At 40.1% G+C, this 20,089-nt stretch carries 18 protein-coding genes and 1 riboswitch; of the genes, 7 read left to right on the top strand and 11 right to left on the bottom strand.

The features are described from left to right. Positions 1-174: 174 nt before the first annotated feature. The 7 genes from OC25_RS26380 to OC25_RS26350 all read right to left on the bottom strand — a co-directional run bounded on the left by OC25_RS26380 (position 175) and on the right by OC25_RS26350 (position 7,541). Positions 175-708, bottom strand: a complete 534-nt coding sequence (locus tag OC25_RS26380; protein WP_039483466.1) for a hypothetical protein — start codon at positions 706-708, stop codon at positions 175-177. A gap of 46 nt (positions 709-754) precedes the next feature. Then, on the bottom strand, positions 755-1,519 hold the full coding sequence (locus OC25_RS26375) for a copper homeostasis protein CutC (RefSeq protein ID WP_039483463.1): 765 nt from the start codon (positions 1,517-1,519) through the stop codon (positions 755-757). 23 nt (positions 1,520-1,542) lie between these two features. Then, positions 1,543-2,421 carry a YegJ family protein gene (locus OC25_RS26370; protein ID WP_039483460.1) on the bottom strand — a complete coding sequence of 293 codons (879 nt, stop codon included), beginning with the start codon at positions 2,419-2,421 and terminating at the stop codon, positions 1,543-1,545. 43 nt (positions 2,422-2,464) lie between these two features. Beyond that, positions 2,465-3,499, bottom strand: a complete 1,035-nt coding sequence (locus OC25_RS26365; protein ID WP_039483458.1) for a glycosylasparaginase — start codon at positions 3,497-3,499, stop codon at positions 2,465-2,467. 394 nt (positions 3,500-3,893) lie between these two features. Next, a complete protein-coding gene (locus OC25_RS26360) occupies positions 3,894-4,697 on the bottom strand; it encodes a nitrilase family protein (protein WP_209435640.1) in 804 nt (267 codons plus the stop codon). A gap of 21 nt (positions 4,698-4,718) precedes the next feature. After that, positions 4,719-5,864 (bottom strand): methionine aminotransferase, encoded by a 1,146-nt coding sequence (locus OC25_RS26355; protein ID WP_039483455.1) that lies wholly within the window; start codon positions 5,862-5,864, stop codon positions 4,719-4,721. 450 nt (positions 5,865-6,314) lie between these two features. Continuing rightward, entirely contained in the window at positions 6,315-7,541 is a 1,227-nt protein-coding gene (locus OC25_RS26350) for a multidrug effflux MFS transporter (protein ID WP_039483452.1), read from the bottom strand. A 328-nt stretch (positions 7,542-7,869) separates the two neighbouring features. On the opposite strand from OC25_RS26350, the gene OC25_RS26345 reads away from it, so the two are divergent. Both OC25_RS26345 and OC25_RS26340 read left to right on the top strand, forming a co-directional pair. Continuing rightward, positions 7,870-8,640, top strand: coding sequence for a queuosine precursor transporter (locus tag OC25_RS26345; RefSeq protein ID WP_039483449.1), 771 nt, complete (start codon positions 7,870-7,872; stop codon positions 8,638-8,640). Positions 8,641-8,668: 28 nt separating this feature from the next. Then, the gene (locus OC25_RS26340; RefSeq protein ID WP_039483447.1) at positions 8,669-9,121 is read left to right on the top strand and encodes a hypothetical protein; all 453 of its coding nucleotides are present in this window, start codon (positions 8,669-8,671) and stop codon (positions 9,119-9,121) included. A gap of 75 nt (positions 9,122-9,196) precedes the next feature. On the opposite strand, the gene OC25_RS26335 is transcribed toward OC25_RS26340, so the two are convergent. From OC25_RS26335 to OC25_RS26325, 3 genes are all read right to left on the bottom strand, one after another. Then, positions 9,197-10,441, bottom strand: a complete 1,245-nt coding sequence (locus OC25_RS26335) for a homoserine dehydrogenase (protein ID WP_039483444.1) — start codon at positions 10,439-10,441, stop codon at positions 9,197-9,199. A gap of 149 nt (positions 10,442-10,590) precedes the next feature. Beyond that, the gene (locus tag OC25_RS26330; RefSeq protein ID WP_039483440.1) at positions 10,591-11,649 is read right to left on the bottom strand and encodes a homoserine O-acetyltransferase family protein; all 1,059 of its coding nucleotides are present in this window, start codon (positions 11,647-11,649) and stop codon (positions 10,591-10,593) included. 32 nt (positions 11,650-11,681) lie between these two features. After that, positions 11,682-13,013, bottom strand: a complete 1,332-nt coding sequence (locus OC25_RS26325) for an O-acetylhomoserine aminocarboxypropyltransferase/cysteine synthase family protein (RefSeq protein ID WP_039483438.1) — start codon at positions 13,011-13,013, stop codon at positions 11,682-11,684. Between the two features lie 278 nt (positions 13,014-13,291). Then, positions 13,292-13,402, bottom strand: a riboswitch (SAM riboswitch). Positions 13,403-13,615: 213 nt separating this feature from the next. Between OC25_RS26325 and OC25_RS26320 the strand changes: the two genes are divergently transcribed. Continuing rightward, on the top strand, positions 13,616-14,623 hold the full coding sequence (locus OC25_RS26320) for a hypothetical protein (RefSeq protein ID WP_052266501.1): 1,008 nt from the start codon (positions 13,616-13,618) through the stop codon (positions 14,621-14,623). A 45-nt stretch (positions 14,624-14,668) separates the two neighbouring features. Here OC25_RS26320 and OC25_RS26315 read toward each other — a convergent pair whose 3' ends face one another. Continuing rightward, positions 14,669-15,784, bottom strand: coding sequence for a trans-sulfuration enzyme family protein (locus OC25_RS26315; RefSeq protein ID WP_039483435.1), 1,116 nt, complete (start codon positions 15,782-15,784; stop codon positions 14,669-14,671). Positions 15,785-15,907: 123 nt separating this feature from the next. Between OC25_RS26315 and OC25_RS26310 the strand changes: the two genes are divergently transcribed. The 4 genes from OC25_RS26310 to OC25_RS26295 all read left to right on the top strand — a co-directional run bounded on the left by OC25_RS26310 (position 15,908) and on the right by OC25_RS26295 (position 19,796). Further along, positions 15,908-16,402: a hypothetical protein gene (locus tag OC25_RS26310; protein ID WP_039483433.1), complete on the top strand. Its 495-nt coding sequence runs from the start codon at positions 15,908-15,910 to the stop codon at positions 16,400-16,402. 713 nt (positions 16,403-17,115) lie between these two features. Further along, entirely contained in the window at positions 17,116-18,309 is a 1,194-nt protein-coding gene (mqnE, locus tag OC25_RS26305) for an aminofutalosine synthase MqnE (protein ID WP_039483430.1), read from the top strand. A 77-nt stretch (positions 18,310-18,386) separates the two neighbouring features. Next, positions 18,387-19,010, top strand: coding sequence for a histidine phosphatase family protein (locus OC25_RS26300; RefSeq protein ID WP_039483428.1), 624 nt, complete (start codon positions 18,387-18,389; stop codon positions 19,008-19,010). Between the two features lie 45 nt (positions 19,011-19,055). After that, on the top strand, positions 19,056-19,796 hold the full coding sequence (locus tag OC25_RS26295; RefSeq protein ID WP_039483425.1) for a menaquinone biosynthetic enzyme MqnA/MqnD family protein: 741 nt from the start codon (positions 19,056-19,058) through the stop codon (positions 19,794-19,796). Positions 19,797-20,089: the final 293 nt, after the last annotated feature.

Raw genomic sequence — 20,089 nt, 5'->3', positions numbered from 1 at the left:
GTAATTTATTGTATAAAAATCAATATGAGTAACAGGGAGAGCCTAACGGCTTTGATCTACTCGAAAAATCGTCATTGCGAGAAGGAACGACGAAGCAATCTTTCATGCCGGTAAGTTTTGCTATAAAGATTGCTTCGGCGGCTGAAAAAGCCTTCTCGCAATGACGAATTCTTATCAAGGTTTCCCCTTCATCGGGTGTTGTATATATTCAGACCAGCCTACTACTTTACCATTTTTCATTTTAAAATCGTTAAAGCAGTTAACGGTATCGGTTTTACCATCTTTCAGGATAGAGATTTGTTTATACCACAAACTCACCCATTCTTCTGATTTATCTTTACTGATTACCGATTCCATATCTTCCATATCGATCTGGATCTGTTTAAAGCGCTCTATTTCGTGCTGTGCTTCGCCTAAAAACTGACTTCTTGTACCTTTAAAGCTGTAGTTATCTACCATCAGCCAGATGCTGTCGCCCAGAAAAGGTTTAACTGCAGCCGTATCCAGAGATGCAAAGCCTTTTAAAGCACTCATGGCTGCAACCATGTTTTGTGGTTCTGGATTCATTTCCCAGTTGTGCACCTTTTTAGGTGTGTATGGATACTTCGTGGTATCGGCGGTTACCGATTCAGTTGTTTTTGCTTCTTTACTCTGGCATGCCGCCAAAAGCAAAGCCACCGCAAATAGGGGGATTAGTTTTTTGATCATAATTAGTATAGTTAATGGTTAATTAAATATACTAAATAACTGAATACTATTTATTTAAATCCCTGTTAATAATTGCTGTCAGTGCCTTAACTTTCTCTACGGAGGTTAATTCGTAACGGTATTCATCTTCTATGCTGCCCATTTTGGTTTCAGTATTCCGGTATTCCATTTTACTGGCTACAAATACCTTTGCCGATGCATGAAAGTTGGTAGCACCAGTCTGGCTAATTAATTCCTGTATATTGCCCTCGTTTATGCCTGCACCCGGCATAATGGTAATGCGGCCATTGGCCTGTTTAACCAATTGAGCAAGTTTTTCGGCACCCAGCGGAGCATTCGGTGCACCACCAGAAGTTAAAACCCTTTGTACTTTAAGTTCAATCAGGTCTTCCAGTGCCTGATCCATATCATTACTCATATCGAAAGCCCGGTGAAAAGCTACTCCCATAGGTTGCGCCAGGGCAATGAGTTCGGCACATCTGCTTTTATCAATGCGACCATCGGCATGAAGTATGCCAATAACCACACCCTCGCATTTTAAAGCTTTACAAGCAATTATATCTTCTTTCATCAACTCAAACTCAATGTCCGAGTACAAGAAATCGCCACCCCTTGGGCGGATAATCGGCCAGATGGCTATGCTGAGATTTTTTTTAGCTAGTGCGATTTGTCCGTAGCTGGGGGTAGTGCCACCTTCTGCCAGGTTATCGCAAAATTCAACTCTGATGGCTCCTCCGTTTTGTGCAGCCAGGGCAGAGGTATAAGAGTTGGCACATACTTCTAATCCACCAACCGTTCCGTTATTATTCATGTTGTGCTATGCTATTTTAAATATTATTCTTTCGGACCTTTAGGACCGAGTACTACCCAGCCTTTGGGCGATTTATAGGTGTTTAACTGCTGTACCGATTTGCCTCCGTCGGCATGCCAGCATACCTCGGTAATTACCCAATGTGTTTCATCGATCTTTTTACGCTCAGGAAAAGCATTCTGGATACCTGAAAAATCCGGAAAGCCATTTTCTTCAATGTTTTTGATGAAAGATAGCTTTAATAATTCGGCCGTTTCATTGATAACCTCCTTATTTAGGTCCATATTCATGCCAGAGAGGAGCGTAGCAGCCTCTTCGAAAAAATCTTTGCAGTCCATCGCTGCATGGATATCCTTATAATTATAGGCTTTTTCTAAAGAAAGGATTGCACCTTCCGGCGTTTCCAGATTGGCTTTAAAATGATCTACGCCTTCATCAATGTATAAATTAACCTGTTGATCGAAAGCCATTTTATCCTGATCAGGAATGGTATCGCGGATGGCCCTGATGGTGTAACCTCCAATTAACCGGCCATTTTCAATAATCATCCAATCGGAGATCAGCTCGCGTTTAATCCCTATTTTCTGGTTCAGTTTTACATTGTGTACATTAACGGGTGCATTGCCTACGGTACCGAATAAATTGCCTTCGTCATCAAAATGAGGATCGGTTAACCAGATATGCTCACCGTTTTCACCATCAATAATCATCACTTTAACAGAAAAATAATCCTGTTCAGGAGATGGATTTTTCAGGCTGGCTTCAAAATACCAGAGGGTAAGGCCTGCTTTTTCAATGGCCCAATCCATTTTTTCATTATCTTCAGGAACAACAACCATATCTGGCTCGCCTTTACGCTCGGCAACGTTCTTTTTACCGAAAATCTTTGCTAGTAGTCCCATTCGACGTTTTATTTAGATGTGAGCTGTGAATATAGTAATTGTATTAATAGTAGCTTTTACCTTTAATTAAAAGGTCTTGCTTTTCGGCATTACAAACCGCATAGCTAAAGCCTTGTTGAATGGCATAAGCACCATATTCACCCTTTTTGTTAATGGCGAGGAAACCAACCTGGATATTTTTAGCAGTCTCTGGTTTCTTTTTAATGATGCGCATAACCGCTTCTTTGCAGGCTGCTTCGGGAGTATAACCTTGTCGCATCAATTCTACTACTAAGAATGAACCTACGTTTCTAACCACTTCTTCACCAACACCAGTAGAGGTCGCACCACCAATTTCGTTATCTACATATAAACCAGCACCAATAATCGGACTATCGCCAATGCGGCCATGCAGTTTATATGCCATACCACTTGTGGTGCAGGCACCTGAAATATTGCCTTTGGCATCAATTGCCAGCATGCCAATGGTATCGTGATTATATTGGTTACCTGGTAATTTTTGAGGGGCAGCTTTTTGGTAAAGCTTATTTTCGATATTCATTACCGGTGCATATTTGGCTGTTTTTAACCATTCTTTCCATGCCTTTTCGCTTGCTGGGGTAAGCAGGTTTTCTTTTTTAAAGCCCTGTTCTAATGCGAATTGCAGAGCTCCATCGCCAGCCAGCATTACGTGTGGCGTTTTTTCCATTACTTTACGGGCAACCGAAATGGGATGTTTGATATACTCGAGCGCTAAAACTGCACCACAGTTACCTTGTTCGTCCATAATACAGGCATCGAGCGTAACGCGGCCATCACGATCGGGCAAGCCACCATAACCAACCGATTGATTTTTCTCATCAGCTTCCGGAACCCAAACGCCTTGTTCTACAGCATCCAGCGCACGCCCGCCTGCAGCGAGTACCTTCCAGGCATCGGCATTGGCTGCAATTCCAAAATCCCAGGTAGAGATTACAATCGGGAAATTGGCAACCTTTGTTTTTTTCTGCGGAACTACGGCAGCAATGCTGCTTTTGTCGATAGCCAGCAGGCCGGCTGAAAGGGCAGAGGCTTTTATAAATTTACGGCGGTTAAACATGTATGTGAGATAGTTTGTTATGGTTATTTTGGTTAATTGTATAAATTGGTTAACTGGTTAATCGTTAGCTATTCTTTGAAAATTGTGATTTGATTATTGGTTATTCCCAGTCTGGGTTAATTGTATAAATCGTTTAACTGGTTAACTGTTTGTTATACTTTGAAAATTGTGATTTGATTATTGGTTATTCCCAACATGGGTTAATTGTATAAATTGGTTAACTGGTTAATCGTTAGCTATTCTTTAAAAATTGTAATTTGATTATTGGTTATTCCCAACCTGGGTTAACTGTATAAATCGTTTAACTGGTTAATTGTTTGTTATACTTTGAAAATTGTGATTTGATTATTGGTTATTGATAATTGGTCGTTGGTTCTTTAAGTTTGATTCTTCTCTAGCTGATGGTAAACCTATCTGCATCTTTAAGAAACGGGAACTGACGCCTGATTTTAACCAGTTCTTCGTAATTAATACTAAAAGTATATAAATCTTCGTCTTCTGGTTTGTAATAAACTGTATTGCCGTAAGGATCTAAACACATGGATAGGCCACTGTGGTAAATCTGGTTGCCATCGTGCCCAACACGATTTACAGCAATTACATAACTTTGGTTTTCAATAGCCCGTGCCGGAATCAGGGCTTTCCAATGTGCCGAGCGTTTGTCGGGCCAGTTGGCCACTAAAAGTAAAATATCGTATTCCTGATCTACATTACGCAACCACACCGGAAAACGAAGATCGTAACAAATGGCCAGTCTGATTTTCCAGCCTTTTAGTTCAACCACGAGCTTGTTGTTCCCCGGACTAAAATGCTGATCTTCATCACCCATACCAAACAAATGACGTTTATCGTAATGCTGGTGTTTTCCATCTGGTTCCATCCAGATCAGGCGGTTATAGTATTGGTTATTTTCTTTAATGATGATGCTCCCGGTTACTACACAATTGTATAAATCGGCCATTTTGTGCATCCATTGCATGGTTTTACCACCCATTTCTTCGGCCAGGGCTTCGGAGTTCATGCTAAAACCGGTATTAAACATTTCGGGCAGGATAATTAAATCCGTTTTTTCCCGCACGCCCATCGAAAGGCGAAGGGCCAGGTTTAAGAGGTTTTTATCGATGTTTTCCCAAAAAAGATAAGCCTGAAATACAGTTACTTTCAGGTTTTCGATTTGAGTGTAAACAGGTGCTTCCATTTCTTTATGAGTTTGGTGCCGTTAAATATTCTTTAATTTTTCTGCAGCTAGAGCCAGGGTTTCGTGCTCCTTGGCAAAACAGAACCTGATAATTTTGTGGTCAGTACCTTTCTGGTAAAAGGCCGAAACAGGTATGGTGGCCACACCAAATTCTTTAATCAGGCGCATGCTGAAATCGGTATCTTTTTCATCGCTGATATTCCGGTAGCTGGCGCATTGAAAATACGATCCGTTGCAGGGGAGAAGTTCCAATCTGCTTTCGGCCAGAAGGCTCCTGAAATAATCGCGTTTCTCCTGAAAAAAGGCAGCAATTCCGGTGTAATTGGCAGGTGTTTGCAAATAAGTGGCAATAGCTTGTTGCATGGGACTATTAACGCTGAAAACGTTAAATTGGTGTACCTTCCTGAATTCTTTGGTTAGTTTTTCAGGTGCCAGACAATAGCCGAGCTTCCAGCCTGTAGCATGTAAAAGTTTCCCAAATGAGGCTACAATAAAACTGCGTTGCTTCAATTCAGGATATAACATTACGCTTTGATGCTGCTGTCCATCGTAAATTAAATGCTCGTAAACTTCATCGCTTAAGATTAAAATATCGGTGCCACTAACCAGTTTAATCAGTGCTTTCATGTCATCTGCCGATAGAATGCTTCCTGTTGGGTTTTGTGGCGAATTTAAAATAATCATCCGGGTTCTGGCCGTAAACAATTTCTTCACCATATCCCAGTCAATAGCATAACCGGGAGGGGCTAATTCGTATGTTTTAACCAGTCCGCCAAGTAGTTTAATCGTTGGTGCGTAACTATCGTAAGCGGGTTCGAATATGATGACCTCATCACCGGCACTGATTATGGCAGCGAGGGCTGTAAAAATAGCCTGGGTACCACCTGCAGTTACTGTAATTTCGGTATCTGGATTGTATTTTACCTTATAAAGGTTTTCGACTTTGGCAGCAATGGTTTCTTTTAAAAACGTAGCGCCTGGCATTGGAGCGTACTGGTTGTATCCATCCTGCATGGCCTGATTAACTAACTCAACCAGTTTAGGATCGCATGCATAATCTGGAAAACCTTGCGATAAATTAATGGCATTGTGTTCTGCCGCAAGCTTGCTCATCACCGTAAAAATGGTAGTACTTACGCCAGGAAGTTTAGATTGTATATTCAGCATCTTATAAGCGAAAATAGGAAAAAAAAGCTTAAAGCAGGAATAGGCTGCCTAAAATGCCTATGATGATACAAATATTGTTGAAAACCAGAAGCCTTAATCGTTTACCACGAAGACATGAAGATCACAAAGTATTTTAAAGATGCGTGATGCGGATTATGTATTCGTCATGCTGATCCGATAACATAACTTTTTAACCAAACGATATATGTTCGGAACATATAATTATAGGTATTTTTCAAATGATATATGTTCTGAAGGTATAATTATAGGTTATTTTTCAAATGATATATGTTCCGAAGGTATAATTATAGGTTATTTTTTAAACGATATATGTTCTGAAGGTGTACCACAGGTCATGGTTATTAATGATTAAGATCTGCGTCTCTTATCTGTTAAATCTGCGGGAATTAATGTTGTTTTGTACCTTGATGCCTTTGTGGTCAGCAAAACTTAATGTGCAACCACAGCCGCATCAGCATCGGCTTCTACTTCACTGGTAATAAACCTGCGACCAATTAACAGACAAAATAGCGCGATAAACGCTGCCACAGTCATAACCAAAGGCATAGGCACTACCGAATGTTCGCTGAATAAACTCACCATTACCGAGGCCAGCGCCCCTAAACCCATTTGCAAAGCACCCATTAAGGCCGAAGCACTTCCTGCATTTTTAGAAAAAGGAGCCAGCGATAAGGCTGCTGCGTTCGGATTAATTAAACCCAGACAGGCCAAGAATAAGGCAATAAAACCGATGGTACTGTATAAATCAAGCCAGTTATTTAAAGAAAAAACCAGAAATGTTAAACTGAAGACGCACTGGGCAACCAATGCCCAGGTTACAATTTTTTTACTGCTAAACCATTTTAAGATCAGACTATTTACCTGACTCGAACCGATAAACGATACCGATAAAAGGGCAAATATCCAGCCGTAGCCCGTTTTGCTTACTTCGTAAATTTTCATAAATACTGTGGGCGAAGAAGATACATAAGCAAACAATCCTGAGAAAGTGATCGAACTGATTAAAGCATAAGTATAAAACTGCGGTTCGCGCAATACGGTGAAAAAGCTATTCAGGATAGGTTTTGGCTTTAAAGAGTAATTGGGATCGGGTTTATAGCTTTCTGGTAACTTAAAAATAGAGGCGAGCAGCATTAAAACAGCCATTAAGCCTAAGAAGACGAATACATATTTCCAGCCCAGTGCCGAAATTAAATAACCACCGGCAGTAGGAGCCAGCATTGGAGAAACTGCAATAACCAGCATTAAAGAAGCAAATACCTTAGGACTTTCTTCTACCGAAAATAAATCGCGCACCATGGCTACAGAGGCTACGGCGGTAGCACAGCTTCCGATGGCTTGCACAAAACGCAAAACAATCAGCTGGTTTACATCGGTTACTGCCAAACATAAAACCGAAGAGAGGATATAAAGCGCCAATCCAAAATACAGCGGCTTTTTACGCCCGTATTTATCGAGCAAAGGGCCATACAAAAGCTGACCAGCAGAAATTCCAATAAAAAAACTCGACAGTGAAAGGGCTACAACAGACTCGGTGCTCTTTAAATCTTTGGCAATATCAACAAAACCAGGCAGATACATGTCGATAGAGAACGGGCCAAGCGCAGCGAGTGAACCTAAAATAAGTATTAAATAGAAGTGTTGTTTCTTAGCCATAATCTGTTAGTTTTTCGGAGGCGCAAAGATTGGGAGATTTAATTTGCTAACCTAAATTTACGGGTCGAGCGATTGTAAAAATTGTTACCGCTCATCAATAAAGGCCACGGATTTACAGATTAAATCATCCACGAATAGCAAAAAATAAAGTCGTAAGACGGAAATAGATTCTAAATCAAATTAAAATTAATCTGTGAATCTGTGGCAAAAAAATAAAAACGTAAAAATATCTTTAGTGATTAAGCACCCATACCAATTTTATTAAACAACTTGTTAAAAAGCATAATCCCTGCGGTTATGTGGCAGATTATTTTTAGATTTATTGCCTATGACTTTTAAAACGAAAGAAAGCCGTTTGCTACTCGTTCTGGGTAGTTTTTTTGTGGCCAATGCAATATTATCAGAATTTATCGGTGTTAAATTATTCAGTGTAGAAGAAACGCTGGGCATGAAGAAGTTTGACATCAATCTTTTGGGTGTTCCGCATTTGTCGTTCGTAATGTCGGCAGGGGTGCTCACCTGGCCTATAATTTTCATCATGACCGATATTATTAACGAATACTTTGGGGTGAAACAAGTGAGGTTTTTATCTATTCTCACTTCAATTTTAATTGCATTTGCCTTTATTGTGGTATGGGGATCGATGCATTTAAGTGCTGCTGATTTTTGGGTGCACCAAAATATAAACGGTGAAGACCTGAACATGAACAATGCCTTTGCAGGTATTTTTGGCCAGGGCATGTGGATTATAGTAGGCTCCATTACAGCCTTTATTATCGGACAAATGGTTGATGTGCTCATTTTTCACCGGATTAAAAAGATAACCGGCGAACGGGCATTGTGGTTAAGGGCTACTGGCTCAACACTGGTATCGCAGTTTGTAGATAGTTTTGTGGTCATTTTCATTGCCTTCTACCTTAACCCGCAATATCATTACACCTGGAAAATGGTGTTTGCTATTGGTTTGGTGGGTTATACCTATAAGTTTATTGTAGCCATTTTAATGACGCCAATCCTGTATCTCGTACATCGTATTATCGATGCCTATCTGGGTAAAGATTTAGCCCATAAACTTATGCAAATGGCTGGTCGTGGATAAAAAAACTAACCAAATATATCGCTTGCTTATGAAATTAAATTATTTAACGGGCTTCGCCTTACTCTCGCTGGCGGCCTGCAATAGCCCGGCAGAAAAAAAGAAAGATCAATCGCTCGATATTCAGGGCACCTGGCAGCTGGTTTCGGCTACTACTACGCAGAAGGGCAAAAGCGAGGTAACCGATTACACCGGTAAACTGAAAATGATCAAAATGTTTAACGATACGCATTTTGCATTTTTGAAACACAGCACTAATCCGAAAGATACGGCAGATTTTGATGCCGGGGGAGGAACTTTTAAGCTGGATAAGGATAACTATACCGAACACCTGGAATACTATAAAAATAAGAACTGGGAGGGTAATACCTTTAATTTTAAGCTGAATATTAAAGGCGATACTTTAATTCAGCAAGGAGTAGAAAAGGTAGAAGGCGAAGGCGTTGACAGGGTAATTACAGAAAAATACATAAAAGTTAAATAACACAAAAGGCCGGAATCGCTCCGGCCTTTATGCTTAACAACAAAACAAATAAAAAAATTAACCTTAAAAAACAAATTAAAGGGCTGCCAGTTCTTCGGCAAAAACATTTTCGCTTAACAGCTCTTGCTTGTAAATCTGTCTGCCGGTATAAGCCACAAAAACAGCCGGATCTAAAAGCAGTTCACGGTTTTTGATCAGGCTTTCCAGTTTAAGCGTTCCAACCACATATTTATAGCTATTGGCTGCATAGCGCTCGCTGATATTATCAAATTCCAATAAGGTGATTAAATCTTCATCGGCGTAGCGTAAATACACTTCCAGTAAAATTTCTTCAGTATGCTTTACACCATTTTCTGCGTGGTATTTTTTATACTCATAACGGTAATCATAGCGTAACGCAGCAATATCCGAAAGTACAGCTGCACCAGTTGGATGACCGCCTGCACCTTTGCCATAGAAAAACTGTTTATCGGCAAAAGCAGCCTGTACCGCAACCGCATTGTATTCGTTTTCTACATTGTACAGGAAATCATCTTTAGCAACCAGTTTAGGCAAAACATAAGTTACCACATCTTTGGTGTTTACCTTGCGCGCTGTTGGAACCAGTTTGATTTTAAAGTTTTTCTCGCGTGCATATTTAATGTCGTAGTCTGATAGGTTTTGGATACCAATATTTAATATGCTATCGGGGTTTACGAACAAGCCATAAGCATGTGCTGTGGCAATAGCCAGTTTATATTTCGGATCGTAACCACCCACGTCAAGAATCGGATCAGTTTCGGCAAAACCTAAATCCTGGGCTTCTTTCAATGCCGAATCGTAGCCCTGGTTTTCATTAAATATTTTAGATAAAATATAGTTAGACGAACCATTAAAAATACCACTTAATGCATGGAATAATTCGTTATCATAATATTCTTCGAGGTTACGGATAATTGGAATACTACCACAAACCGCACCTTCATACAATAGGGAAGTGCCATGTTCGGCCTGTAAATCTACCAGTTCTTTTAAGTGGGTAGCAATCATTTTTTTATTAGCAGAAACTACGTTTTTACCATTTTTCAATGCGGTAGTTACAATTTCGTATGCGGCATCAGCATCGTTAATCAACTCCACAATGGTGTTGATTTCGGTATTGTTTAGTATCTCGTTACGATCGGTAGTAAATAAATCTTTATTGAGCGTACGCTTCTTCTTTGGATCTTTTATCGCGATTTTAATGATTTCGAGATTCAGGTTCTGGCTTTGGATAATATCCAGTAAGCCTTGTCCTACAACTCCGAAACCAAATAAACCGATTTTTAAATTCTTACTCATTGTTATTGTTGTGATTATACAGATTTACGGATTACACCGGTTTTACCTGTTATTATATTTGTTTTAAATCTTTATAATTTAACCTGGAACTCTCCAGCTTTAGTCTTTGGCCTTTCAGCTTTAGTCTTTTAGCTTTGGTCTTTCAGCTTCTAAGCAGTATGTTGCAGCTTGATGATCTTCTTATCGCGGCTTTCTTTAATAAAAGTTCCGATAATGTTGGTCAATGCATTGGTTTCGATTAAGAACCCGTCATGGCCATATTCAGAGTGAATGGCGGCAAATTCGGCACCGGTAATCTGATCGGCCAGGTACTTTTGCTCTGAAATCGGGAAAAGAAAATCGTTTTCGATACCAATTACAAGCGTATTTGCTTTAATTAACTTCAGCGCATCGGCAATGCTCTTGCGGTTACGGCCTACATTGTGGCTATCCATTGCTTTGGTTAAGTAATAATAGCTATAAGCGTTAAAGCGTTTGGTTAATTTTTCACCCTGATAATTCTGATAAGATGAAGCCCTGAAATTATCGGTTTTATCGTTTACACTTTCTACCTGTGTGCTACCATAAGCACTATAAGTGCGGTAACTTAAAAGCGCAATACTTCTGGCCGCTTTTAAACCTTTAAGCCCACCATCGGGTTTATTGGCATAAAAAGTACGGTCGGTAGTAATGGCCAAACGCTGACTCTCGTTAAAAGCAATTCCCCATGGCGAGTGTACGGCATTTGTAGCCACTAAAATCAGGTTCTCAATTTTATTAGGTTCAATAATGCTCCATTCAACCGCTTGTTGCCCGCCTAACGAACCACCAATTAACAATTTAATGCTATCAATTTGCAAATGCGCTGCTAACAACTGGTGTGCGGAAACAAAATCGCGGATGGTAAACTGCGGAAAAGACAGGTAATAAGGCAAACCGTTAACCGGATTGGTACTTAAAGGATTGGTTGTACCATAATTAGAGCCCAATACATTGGCACATACAATATAATGATCGTTCGGGTTGAACAAAGCGTTTTGCCCAAACAAACCTTCCCACCATTCAAAAACATCGGCATTGGCCGTAAGTGCATGGCAAACCCATATTACGTTATCTTTCTTTGCGTTTAGCTTGCCGTATGTTTGATAAGCGATTTGCAGATTACGGATTTTTTTTCCGCTTTCAAGCTTAAATTGTTTGTTGTATTGATATGTTGATGATGTGCTCATGCTAAATAATGCTCGTGGTAATAAAAAAAAAGTTAGGCTTGTAAACTGGCTGCACTTACTGATAAGCCAATGGCTGCAAAAGCCTGTTCAAAATCAGCTTTAATATCGTCGATATGTTCTATACCAACCGATACACGAAGCGAATTGGGTTTAACACCTGCCGCCAGCTGCTCGTTATCGCTTAATTGCTGATGGGTGGTGGCCGAAGGCTGGATAATTAAAGTTTTGGCATCGCCCACATTGGCCAGGTGCGAAATTAACTTTAAGTTATCGATTAGCTGGGTTGCGCTTTCTTTGCTGCCATTTAACTCGAAAGATAAAACTGCGCCAAAGCCATTGCTTAAATATTTCTTGGCTAAATTGTTGTATTTGCTGCTTGCAAGACCCGGATAAGCTACTTCTTTAACTGCCGGATGGTTTTCTAACCAGGTAGCCAGTTCTAAAGCATTATCTACGTGGCGTTGTACGCGAAGCGATAAAGTTTCTAATCCTTGTAGTAAAAGGAAAGAATTAAACGGCGCAATAGCCGGACCTAAATCCCTTAAACCTTCTACACGTGCACGGATAATGAACTGGATATTACCAAAAGGGCCATTAACACCAAAAACATCGCTAAAAACTAAGCCGTGGTAACCTTCTGATGGCTGGCTGAATTGCGGGAATTTACCGTTACCCCAATTGTAATTTCCGCCATCAACAATTACACCGCCAATGCTGGTACCATGACCACCAATCCATTTGGTAGCCGATTCTACCACCACATTAGCACCATGTTCTAATGGTTTAAACAGATAACCTGCAGCACCGAAAGTATTATCGACAATTAAAGGCAGGTCATATTTTTTGGCAATGGCCGCAATTTTCTCAAAATCGGGCACACTAAATGCCGGGTTACCGATGGTTTCTAAATAAATGGCTTTGGTTTTATCGGTAATTTTAGCTTCAAATTCTTCAGGCACATCCGGGTTGGCAAAATCAACATGAATGCCCAGGCGTTTAAAGGCAACTTTAAATTGATTATAAGTGCCTCCGTATACATGAGATGAAGATACAATGCTATCGCCAGCTTCGAGAATGTTGTTTAACGCAATAAATTGTGCTGCCTGACCAGATGCAACTGCTAAGGCGGCAACACCACCTTCTAAAGCGGCAATGCGCTTTTCGAAAACATCGCTGGTTGGATTCATGATTCTGGTGTAGATGTTACCAAACTCTTTTAAGGCAAATAGATTGGCACCATGCTCAGCATTTTTAAATCCGTAAGAAGTGGTTTGGTAAATTGGAACTGCTCTTGAACCGGTTGTAGGATCGATTTCCTGACCTGCGTGAATTTGTAATGTTTCGAATTTATATGAAGTTGACATAATCTTTAGTGTTTAAATTTTTAAATGTTGAATAATCTGTAGAGATCAGGCTAACCTAAGCTAGAGGTTAAACCTATGTGGGCGTATCCCGTTTTAGCGGGACCTTCCAGTTTGAAAAGTACAAAAAGGGAAGATTTTTAAATTACTGTATGCAACAGCACATACAAGTAATCGCCTGCATATTGCAACACATAAAAGAAACAGAAAGACTTTCTACTTTTTTAAGGTTTACATTGGGTTCGCTTAGCGATTGAAGATTTAATGTTTTCATCAGTTAAAATTTATATCACCAGATAACACCGTGTTAGCTGGTCAGGAATTGGCACCTTCTCTTTCTGAGGGTTGCCAGTGGGTCATCGAGCCAGTCTCTCGCCACTTCTTTATAAATCAACCTTTGAAGATTGACTTTTATTTAGCTTGCTGCCAAATAATATTTCAAATGTCTGAATTTAATTTTAATCTGCAAAATAAAATTTTGAATTTTAATTAATCAACTGATAATGAGTAGGCTATTTTTATGTAATCTATCCATTGCAAACATTTTAATATAAAATTAACGCTTAAAACTTTAAGTTTGTGCTACCTATCTAAATCTAATCATCATGAAAAATGTAAAATTGCTTGGTTTAGCACTACTGTTTACCATAGCAGGTCTAAACAACGTTAACGCCCAGTTTGGCGGTTTAAAAGATAAATTATTAAAAATCGGAACCGCTCAGGGCGCCAAAGCTTTGGGCGTTGATCAATTTCTGAAACAACCTGCCGCCATTACCACCAGTTTTGAAGATGTAAACCGCGAAGGCGAGATGATGCCCGATTTTAAATCGAAAGAGAAATTTCAGCCTTTGTATTTATTGCCTAAAAACCCAGAGGGAGGCTATGTGCTTTGCGAAGGTTATTATGAAATGACCAATAAAAGCTATTGCCTCAAAGCGGGAACTTTTGCCCCGTCAAAAGGCGATGGTTACATGTTTGCACCTGTTTTAGGCCCAAAGGAAGAAATTGTAGTATCGATATTAAAAAGCGCCGAAAAACACCCTGAAGTAGAACAGCACGATATTCAGGTGTTATTGTGGACCATTATTGCCCGTACAAAATTTGCCGATTACAGCGGTCAGGTTAAACTTACTGCAGTTAAATTGCTTACGCCGAAACAACTTACACAGTTAGAAGGTGGTGCATTGGGTGTTTTACCTTTTGATGTAATGGAGAAAGCCAAAGACAAGCTACCTTCGGCTGTAAAAGCAGTGTTCGAAGCCGAAAACAATATCAGACAGTTGGTAGCATCAGGCAATTACACTTATGCTGATATGGAGAAATATGCAATTATTGCAGGCATGGCACCACCAAGAAGCGATGTACCGAGCGGCATCTGGACCAAACATCCTGATGGTTATTATATCCGCTATTTCCCTTCAGGCTATTCAATCACCAAAGTACAGATTTATGTACCGAAAGAATTATTGGCCAATGGAAATAAACTAATTTACGATGCAGCAGGAGATATTGCCTGCCCGGCCAACACCGGATCTCAGCGTTTGGCACAAACCAACGAGCCTTTGGAGGCGAATTATTCGCTTAAATTAACTACGGCTTGTAACCCGAAATAGTATAATAATCCTATAAGGTTTTAAAAACCTTATAGGATTTAATTGCTAGTTTAAAGCCTGCTCCAAATCAGCAATAATATCATCAACGTGTTCCAGGCCGACTGAAATACGCAGAAGGTTTTTAGGGGTTTTGCTATCCGGCCCTTCGATTGAATAGCGATGTTCGATTAAACTTTCAACCCCACCTAAACTGGTAGCTTGAGCAAATAACTTAACCTTATTTACAGTTTTACTTGCTGCTTCTACACCGCCTTTTACCAGGAACGACATCATACCACCAAAATCTTTCATCTGTTTTTTGGCAATCTCATGCTGGGGGTGCGACTCCAATCCCGGATAAAAAACAGCCTCCACATTAGGGTGTTGATTTAAATAATGAGCTACTTTTTTACCGTTTTCGCAATGACCTTTCATGCGGTAAGCCAGGGTTTTAATGCTCCGAGTTAATAAATAGCAATCAAATGGCGATGGAACTGCACCACCGGTTTGTTGTACATTTTTAATGCGCTCCCAGAGTTCGTCCTTTTTGGCTGTAATCAAAACTCCCCCCAAAACATCGCTATGTCCGCCAAGGTATTTAGTGCTGCTGTGCATTACAATATCGGCGCCGAGTAAAACCGGGTTTTGCAATATGGGCGAAGCAAAGGTGCTGTCGCAAGCAAAAGTAATATTAGCTGCTTTGGCAATTTTACCGATTGCGGCAATATCCGTAACTTTTAATAAAGGATTAGATGGTGTTTCAGACCAAATGAGCCTGGTATTGGGTTTTATAGTCGCTTTAACCAGTTCAAGATCTGTCTGGTCGATAAAATCAAATTCAAGTATATCTGCAAAGATGGTAAGCAGTTGTTTTTTAAAACCCCAGTACATATCATCAGGTGCAATAATGTGGCTTCCGGCCTTTAATGCCTGAAATAAGGCCATACCCGAAGTATTTCCCGATGAGAAAGCAGCTGCATCTTCACCGTATTCTAATTTGGCTATAGTGTTTTCTAAAGCAGACCGGTTTGGATTGCTTACCCTGCTATACATGTGTCCGCCCGGGTAGCCACCATGCTCATCGCGAAAAAAAGTTGTAGACAGATTAATGGGAGGGGTAACATCGCCTGTAGCACTGTTAACGAGATTAGATGCGTGAATAGCAAGGGTTTCGGGTTTCATGACAATAAGGGGTTATCGAAATAATAGTTGATTACAATTTGATATTTTGCAGCTAATTTAAACTTCGTAATTGTTTTGGCAAGATTTATGTAACAAGTTTGACGAAATTTAAATTAAACTAAAATGAAAAGATTATTTATAGCTATCGCAATCGCATGTTCTACCTTAGTAATGTTACAAAGCTGTAATACGGCAAAAAGAGTAACCGCAGGTGTTACAGGTAGCCGCGGTACGGTAGTGCGCGACTGGGTAGTAAGCAACGTAGCTTTAGAAGGTTTGCCAGATGGCGCTGTACAAGGTTTATTCGGAGAGAAATCTTACAAATGTTTTCAGGGCAGTACCTGGCATTTAACAAACAGCGGTAACGGGTCGTATACTTTACCTGCATCAAGCGCCTGCGGATCGGTAATGCAAACCATTTTCTGGTCGGCAGCACCAAAAGACCAGACTTTCCAGTTTAAAAAAATCTATGAAGGCGATAAAGCTAAAAACGTAACTGAAGGTTACCGTTTAGTACTAACTGAACTTTCGAGCACACAAATGGTATTAAAATCACCTATTGAATTCGGTGGAAGAACTGCAAACATCATTTTAACTTTTGCGCCAGCAGCAAGATAATATCTAACCCTGAAAAACATACCCGGAAGCACTTCTGAAAAGAGGTGCTTTTTTTATGGCTATAATTCGCCACGGAAAAACAGATTAGCAAGGAAAGCTTTTTTTAAGTTAATCCAAATAGTTGTCACACTGAGGTGTAATTTATTGTATAAAAATCAATATAAGTGACAGCCTCTTCCTGGGTCGTCATTTCGAGCGGCCCCGATAGCTATCGGGAGCAACGTAGCCGAGAAATCTGTCTAAATAGATTTCTCCATTCCGCCGCCTGTGAAAACCAGTCGGCTCCAGTCGAAATGACGATTTTTCTATAGGGTCCGGTCAGTGATAACGAAGTCGAAGTGCTTTGCACAGTAAGCCGCAGATTCACTGATTTACAAGGATAGTTTTTAAGTTAATCTAATATAGTTGTCACACTGAGCGGAGTCGAAGTGCTTTTGCACAGTAAGCCACAGATTTACAGATTTGATCTACCTTATTTCGATCTGAAGGCTATTCTTATCGATTTTGCATCGATAACCAACTCGAGAAAACTACAAAGCGTTATTTGTCGAAAACCGGGAAGCAAAATGGACAATAACTAAAATTAAATCTGTGTTTATCCTTCCTTATCTGTGGTTAATTATAACACGTTACTCCTAAAAATACCGGTTTGTTACAAGAAAATGATTTTCAAATCGACCCATTATTGTATTTTTGTTCAAAATATTTCAGGAATGAATACAACTGATCAGGTTGAAAAAATACTAGCTGATACCAACTTATCAACTGAACTACAAAACATTGCACACAAAGTTCTTCACGGAGAACGGATTAGTTTTGATGAAGGCGTTTACCTTTACGAACACGCAGAATTAGGCTACCTTGGCGTTTTGGCCAACTTTGTTCGCGAGCAAAAACACGGTGATAAAACTTATTTTAACCGTAATTTCCATTTAGAACCGACCAATCTTTGCGTTTACGACTGCAAATTTTGTTCCTATTCGCGCCTACTGAAGCAAAAGGAAGAAGGCTGGGCTTTAACCATGGAGCAAATGCTCGATATTGTAAAAAAATACGATGGTGAGCCGGTAACGGAGGTGCACATTGTAGGTGGTGTTTTGCCACAGTATGATGTCGCCTTTTACTCTGCATTATTTACAGCTATTAAACAGCATCGTCCTGATTTGCATGTTAAAGCTCTAACCCCTGTAGAATACCACTATATTTTTAAGAAAGCCAAAATTGATTATGCAACCGGAATGCGCCTGATGAAAGAAGCAGGTTTAGAATCTATTCCGGGTGGTGGGGCAGAAATTTTCCATCCTGAAGTGCGCGATCAGATTGCCAAAGATAAATGTACAGGTGAGCAATGGCTGGCCATACACGAAGAATGGCACAAGCTGGGCATGCGCAGTAATGCAACCATGCTGTATGGCCATATCGAAAAGTTCTGGCACCGGGTTGATCACATGGAAAAACTGCGTGAGCTACAGGACAGAACAGGTGGTTTCCAGACATTTATTCCGCTAAAATTCCGCAACCAGCACAACCAGATGAGTGATGTACCTGAAGTTTCGGTAATAGAAGATTTAAGAAATTACGCCATTGCACGTATCTACATGGATAATTTCGACCATATCAAAGCGTATTGGGCGATGATTAGCAGGGAAACTGCGCAACTTTCATTAAACTACGGGGTTGATGATATCGATGGTACGCTTGATGATACCACCAAAATTTATTCGATGGCGGGAGCAGAAGAGCAGACACCGGCAATGAGTACTAAAGAACTTGTAAACCTGATTAAGCAGGTAGGTAGAAAAGCTATTGAGCGCGATACCCTATATAATGTGGTGACCGACTTTGAGCATGTGGTTTTCGAAGAAGAAAAGAAACCCGCTTATTACAAATTACCGGTAGTGAATTAAGAATTGAATGAAAGAATGAGAGATAAATTGAATACGATTTGATTCTCCCATAATTTAATATTCAATAAATATAAAATATGAAGCAAATTTATATCATCCGCCACGGCGAAACGGAACTGAACAGACAAGGTATAGTACAAGGTAGAGGTATAAACGCTGATTTGAATGATTTGGGCAGGGCACAAGCTGAGGCATTTTATCAAACTTATAAAGATGTGAGTTTCGATAAAATTTATACTTCAGAGTTAAAACGTACCTGGCAAACTGTACAAAAATTCATTGATTCGGAGCTACCCTGGGAGCGTTTATCGGGATTGGATGAGCTGGCCTGGGGTATTTGGGAGGGAAAACCCAATACCGAAGAGGCACGCGAAGCCTTCAGAACGATGTTGCAATGCTGGCAGGAAGGCAACTATACAGCTCATTTTGAAGGGGGAGAAAGTGTACAGGATGTATACGAACGTTTAAAACAACCCATGGAAGTTTTAATGACCCGCCCCGAAGAACAGAAAGTTTTACTATGCATGCACGGAAGGGCTATGCGTGTTTTCTTATGTCTATTATTAGGAAAGCCACTGAGTGAAATGACCGAATTTCCGCACCAGAATACTGTTTTGTATAAAATGGGTTTCGAAGACGGAAAATTTACTGTACTTGAATTTAACAGTACCGTTCATTTAGACGGTTTAGTGATTGGATAATCTGCTTAACGCCAAACGCGTAACGCAAAACATTAACATAACACCTTGAATAAGATTAAAATATCGGCTGTTGCCTATACCAATACAAAAGCATTCATCTATGGTTTGGCTAATTCGCCAATTATCAATAAAATAGATTTAAGTTTAGATATCCCTTCAGACTGCGCCGCTAAAGTAATTAATGGTCAGGTAGATATAGGACTGATGCCTGTTGCGGCTATTCCAAATGTACCCAATGCCAATATTGTAGCCAATTACTGCATTGGTAGCGATGGCGCGGTAAATTCAGTATTTATTTTCAGCAAGGTGCCTGTGAATGAGATTAAAATCCTGCGCTTGGATGCACATTCGAGAACCTCGAATAACCTGGCTAAGGTATTGCTCAAGTTTCATTGGGAGAAGGAAGTAGCGTTCACTACCGATCAAAATGCAGAAACTGACGCTTTTGTACTCATTGGCGATCGCACTTTTGGTAAAACACAGGATTTCGCTTTTGTTTACGACATGGGCGAGGAGTGGAAGAAATTAACCGGTTTGCCATTTATGTATGCCGCCTGGGTAGCCAATAAAGAAATTTCGCAGGACTTTAAGGATGAATTTAATGCCGCGTTAAAATTTGGTTTAGATCACCGCCAAGAAGTTTTGGCAGAATTACCGCCTGTTAGCAATTTTGATCTGGAAGATTACCTCTACCACAAATTACAATTTGAGGTAACCGAAGATAGGATGAAGGCAATGCATCTTTTTTTAAGCTATATTGAAGAGCTTGATAGAGTTAAAGTTTAAAAAATCGTCATTACGAAGCTAGTTTTTCTTAGCTGAAGCAATTTTATAAGGTTTATACTGTAAGATTGCTTCAGCTCGCACGGTCCGGCTTCGCAATGACGAATCACTTACGTCATTCCTGCTCGTCTTGCTGAACTTGTTTCAGCATCTCTTTGGAAGTAAATGCATTAATGGCTTTTCATCTTGCCAGCCACTTTTTCAAGGGTACTTTTTAGTTTGGTTAAAGCACCTGTAATTGCCAAATCATAAGTATTACCTAAGTTAGTTACCGCAACAGGCTCTTTGCCGCTAAT

The sequence above is a fragment of the Pedobacter kyungheensis genome, assembly GCF_000812965.1.
Classification (GTDB): domain Bacteria; phylum Bacteroidota; class Bacteroidia; order Sphingobacteriales; family Sphingobacteriaceae; genus Pedobacter; species Pedobacter kyungheensis.
The sequence above is the reverse complement of the archived record's forward strand: the minus strand, read 5'-3'. Positions and strand labels throughout refer to the sequence as shown.

Coding starts and splice junctions, on each gene's coding strand:
- OC25_RS26330 (WP_039483440.1), bottom strand. CDS start 11,649: ATGAGCACATCATCAACATATCAATACAACAAACAATTTAAGCTTGAA.
- OC25_RS26380 (WP_039483466.1), bottom strand. CDS start 708: ATGATCAAAAAACTAATCCCCCTATTTGCGGTGGCTTTGCTTTTGGCG.
- OC25_RS26325 (WP_039483438.1), bottom strand. CDS start 13,013: ATGTCAACTTCATATAAATTCGAAACATTACAAATTCACGCAGGTCAG.
- OC25_RS26375 (WP_039483463.1), bottom strand. CDS start 1,519: ATGAATAATAACGGAACGGTTGGTGGATTAGAAGTATGTGCCAACTCT.
- OC25_RS26320 (WP_052266501.1), top strand. CDS start 13,616: ATGAAAAATGTAAAATTGCTTGGTTTAGCACTACTGTTTACCATAGCA.
- OC25_RS26335 (WP_039483444.1), bottom strand. CDS start 10,441: ATGAGTAAGAATTTAAAAATCGGTTTATTTGGTTTCGGAGTTGTAGGA.
- OC25_RS26350 (WP_039483452.1), bottom strand. CDS start 7,541: ATGGCTAAGAAACAACACTTCTATTTAATACTTATTTTAGGTTCACTC.
- OC25_RS26345 (WP_039483449.1), top strand. CDS start 7,870: ATGACTTTTAAAACGAAAGAAAGCCGTTTGCTACTCGTTCTGGGTAGT.
- OC25_RS26340 (WP_039483447.1), top strand. CDS start 8,669: ATGAAATTAAATTATTTAACGGGCTTCGCCTTACTCTCGCTGGCGGCC.
- OC25_RS26360 (WP_209435640.1), bottom strand. CDS start 4,697: ATGGAAGCACCTGTTTACACTCAAATCGAAAACCTGAAAGTAACTGTA.
- OC25_RS26300 (WP_039483428.1), top strand. CDS start 18,387: ATGAAGCAAATTTATATCATCCGCCACGGCGAAACGGAACTGAACAGA.
- OC25_RS26355 (WP_039483455.1), bottom strand. CDS start 5,864: ATGCTGAATATACAATCTAAACTTCCTGGCGTAAGTACTACCATTTTT.
- mqnE (WP_039483430.1), top strand. CDS start 17,116: ATGAATACAACTGATCAGGTTGAAAAAATACTAGCTGATACCAACTTA.
- OC25_RS26310 (WP_039483433.1), top strand. CDS start 15,908: ATGAAAAGATTATTTATAGCTATCGCAATCGCATGTTCTACCTTAGTA.
- OC25_RS26370 (WP_039483460.1), bottom strand. CDS start 2,421: ATGGGACTACTAGCAAAGATTTTCGGTAAAAAGAACGTTGCCGAGCGT.
- OC25_RS26315 (WP_039483435.1), bottom strand. CDS start 15,784: ATGAAACCCGAAACCCTTGCTATTCACGCATCTAATCTCGTTAACAGT.
- OC25_RS26365 (WP_039483458.1), bottom strand. CDS start 3,499: ATGTTTAACCGCCGTAAATTTATAAAAGCCTCTGCCCTTTCAGCCGGC.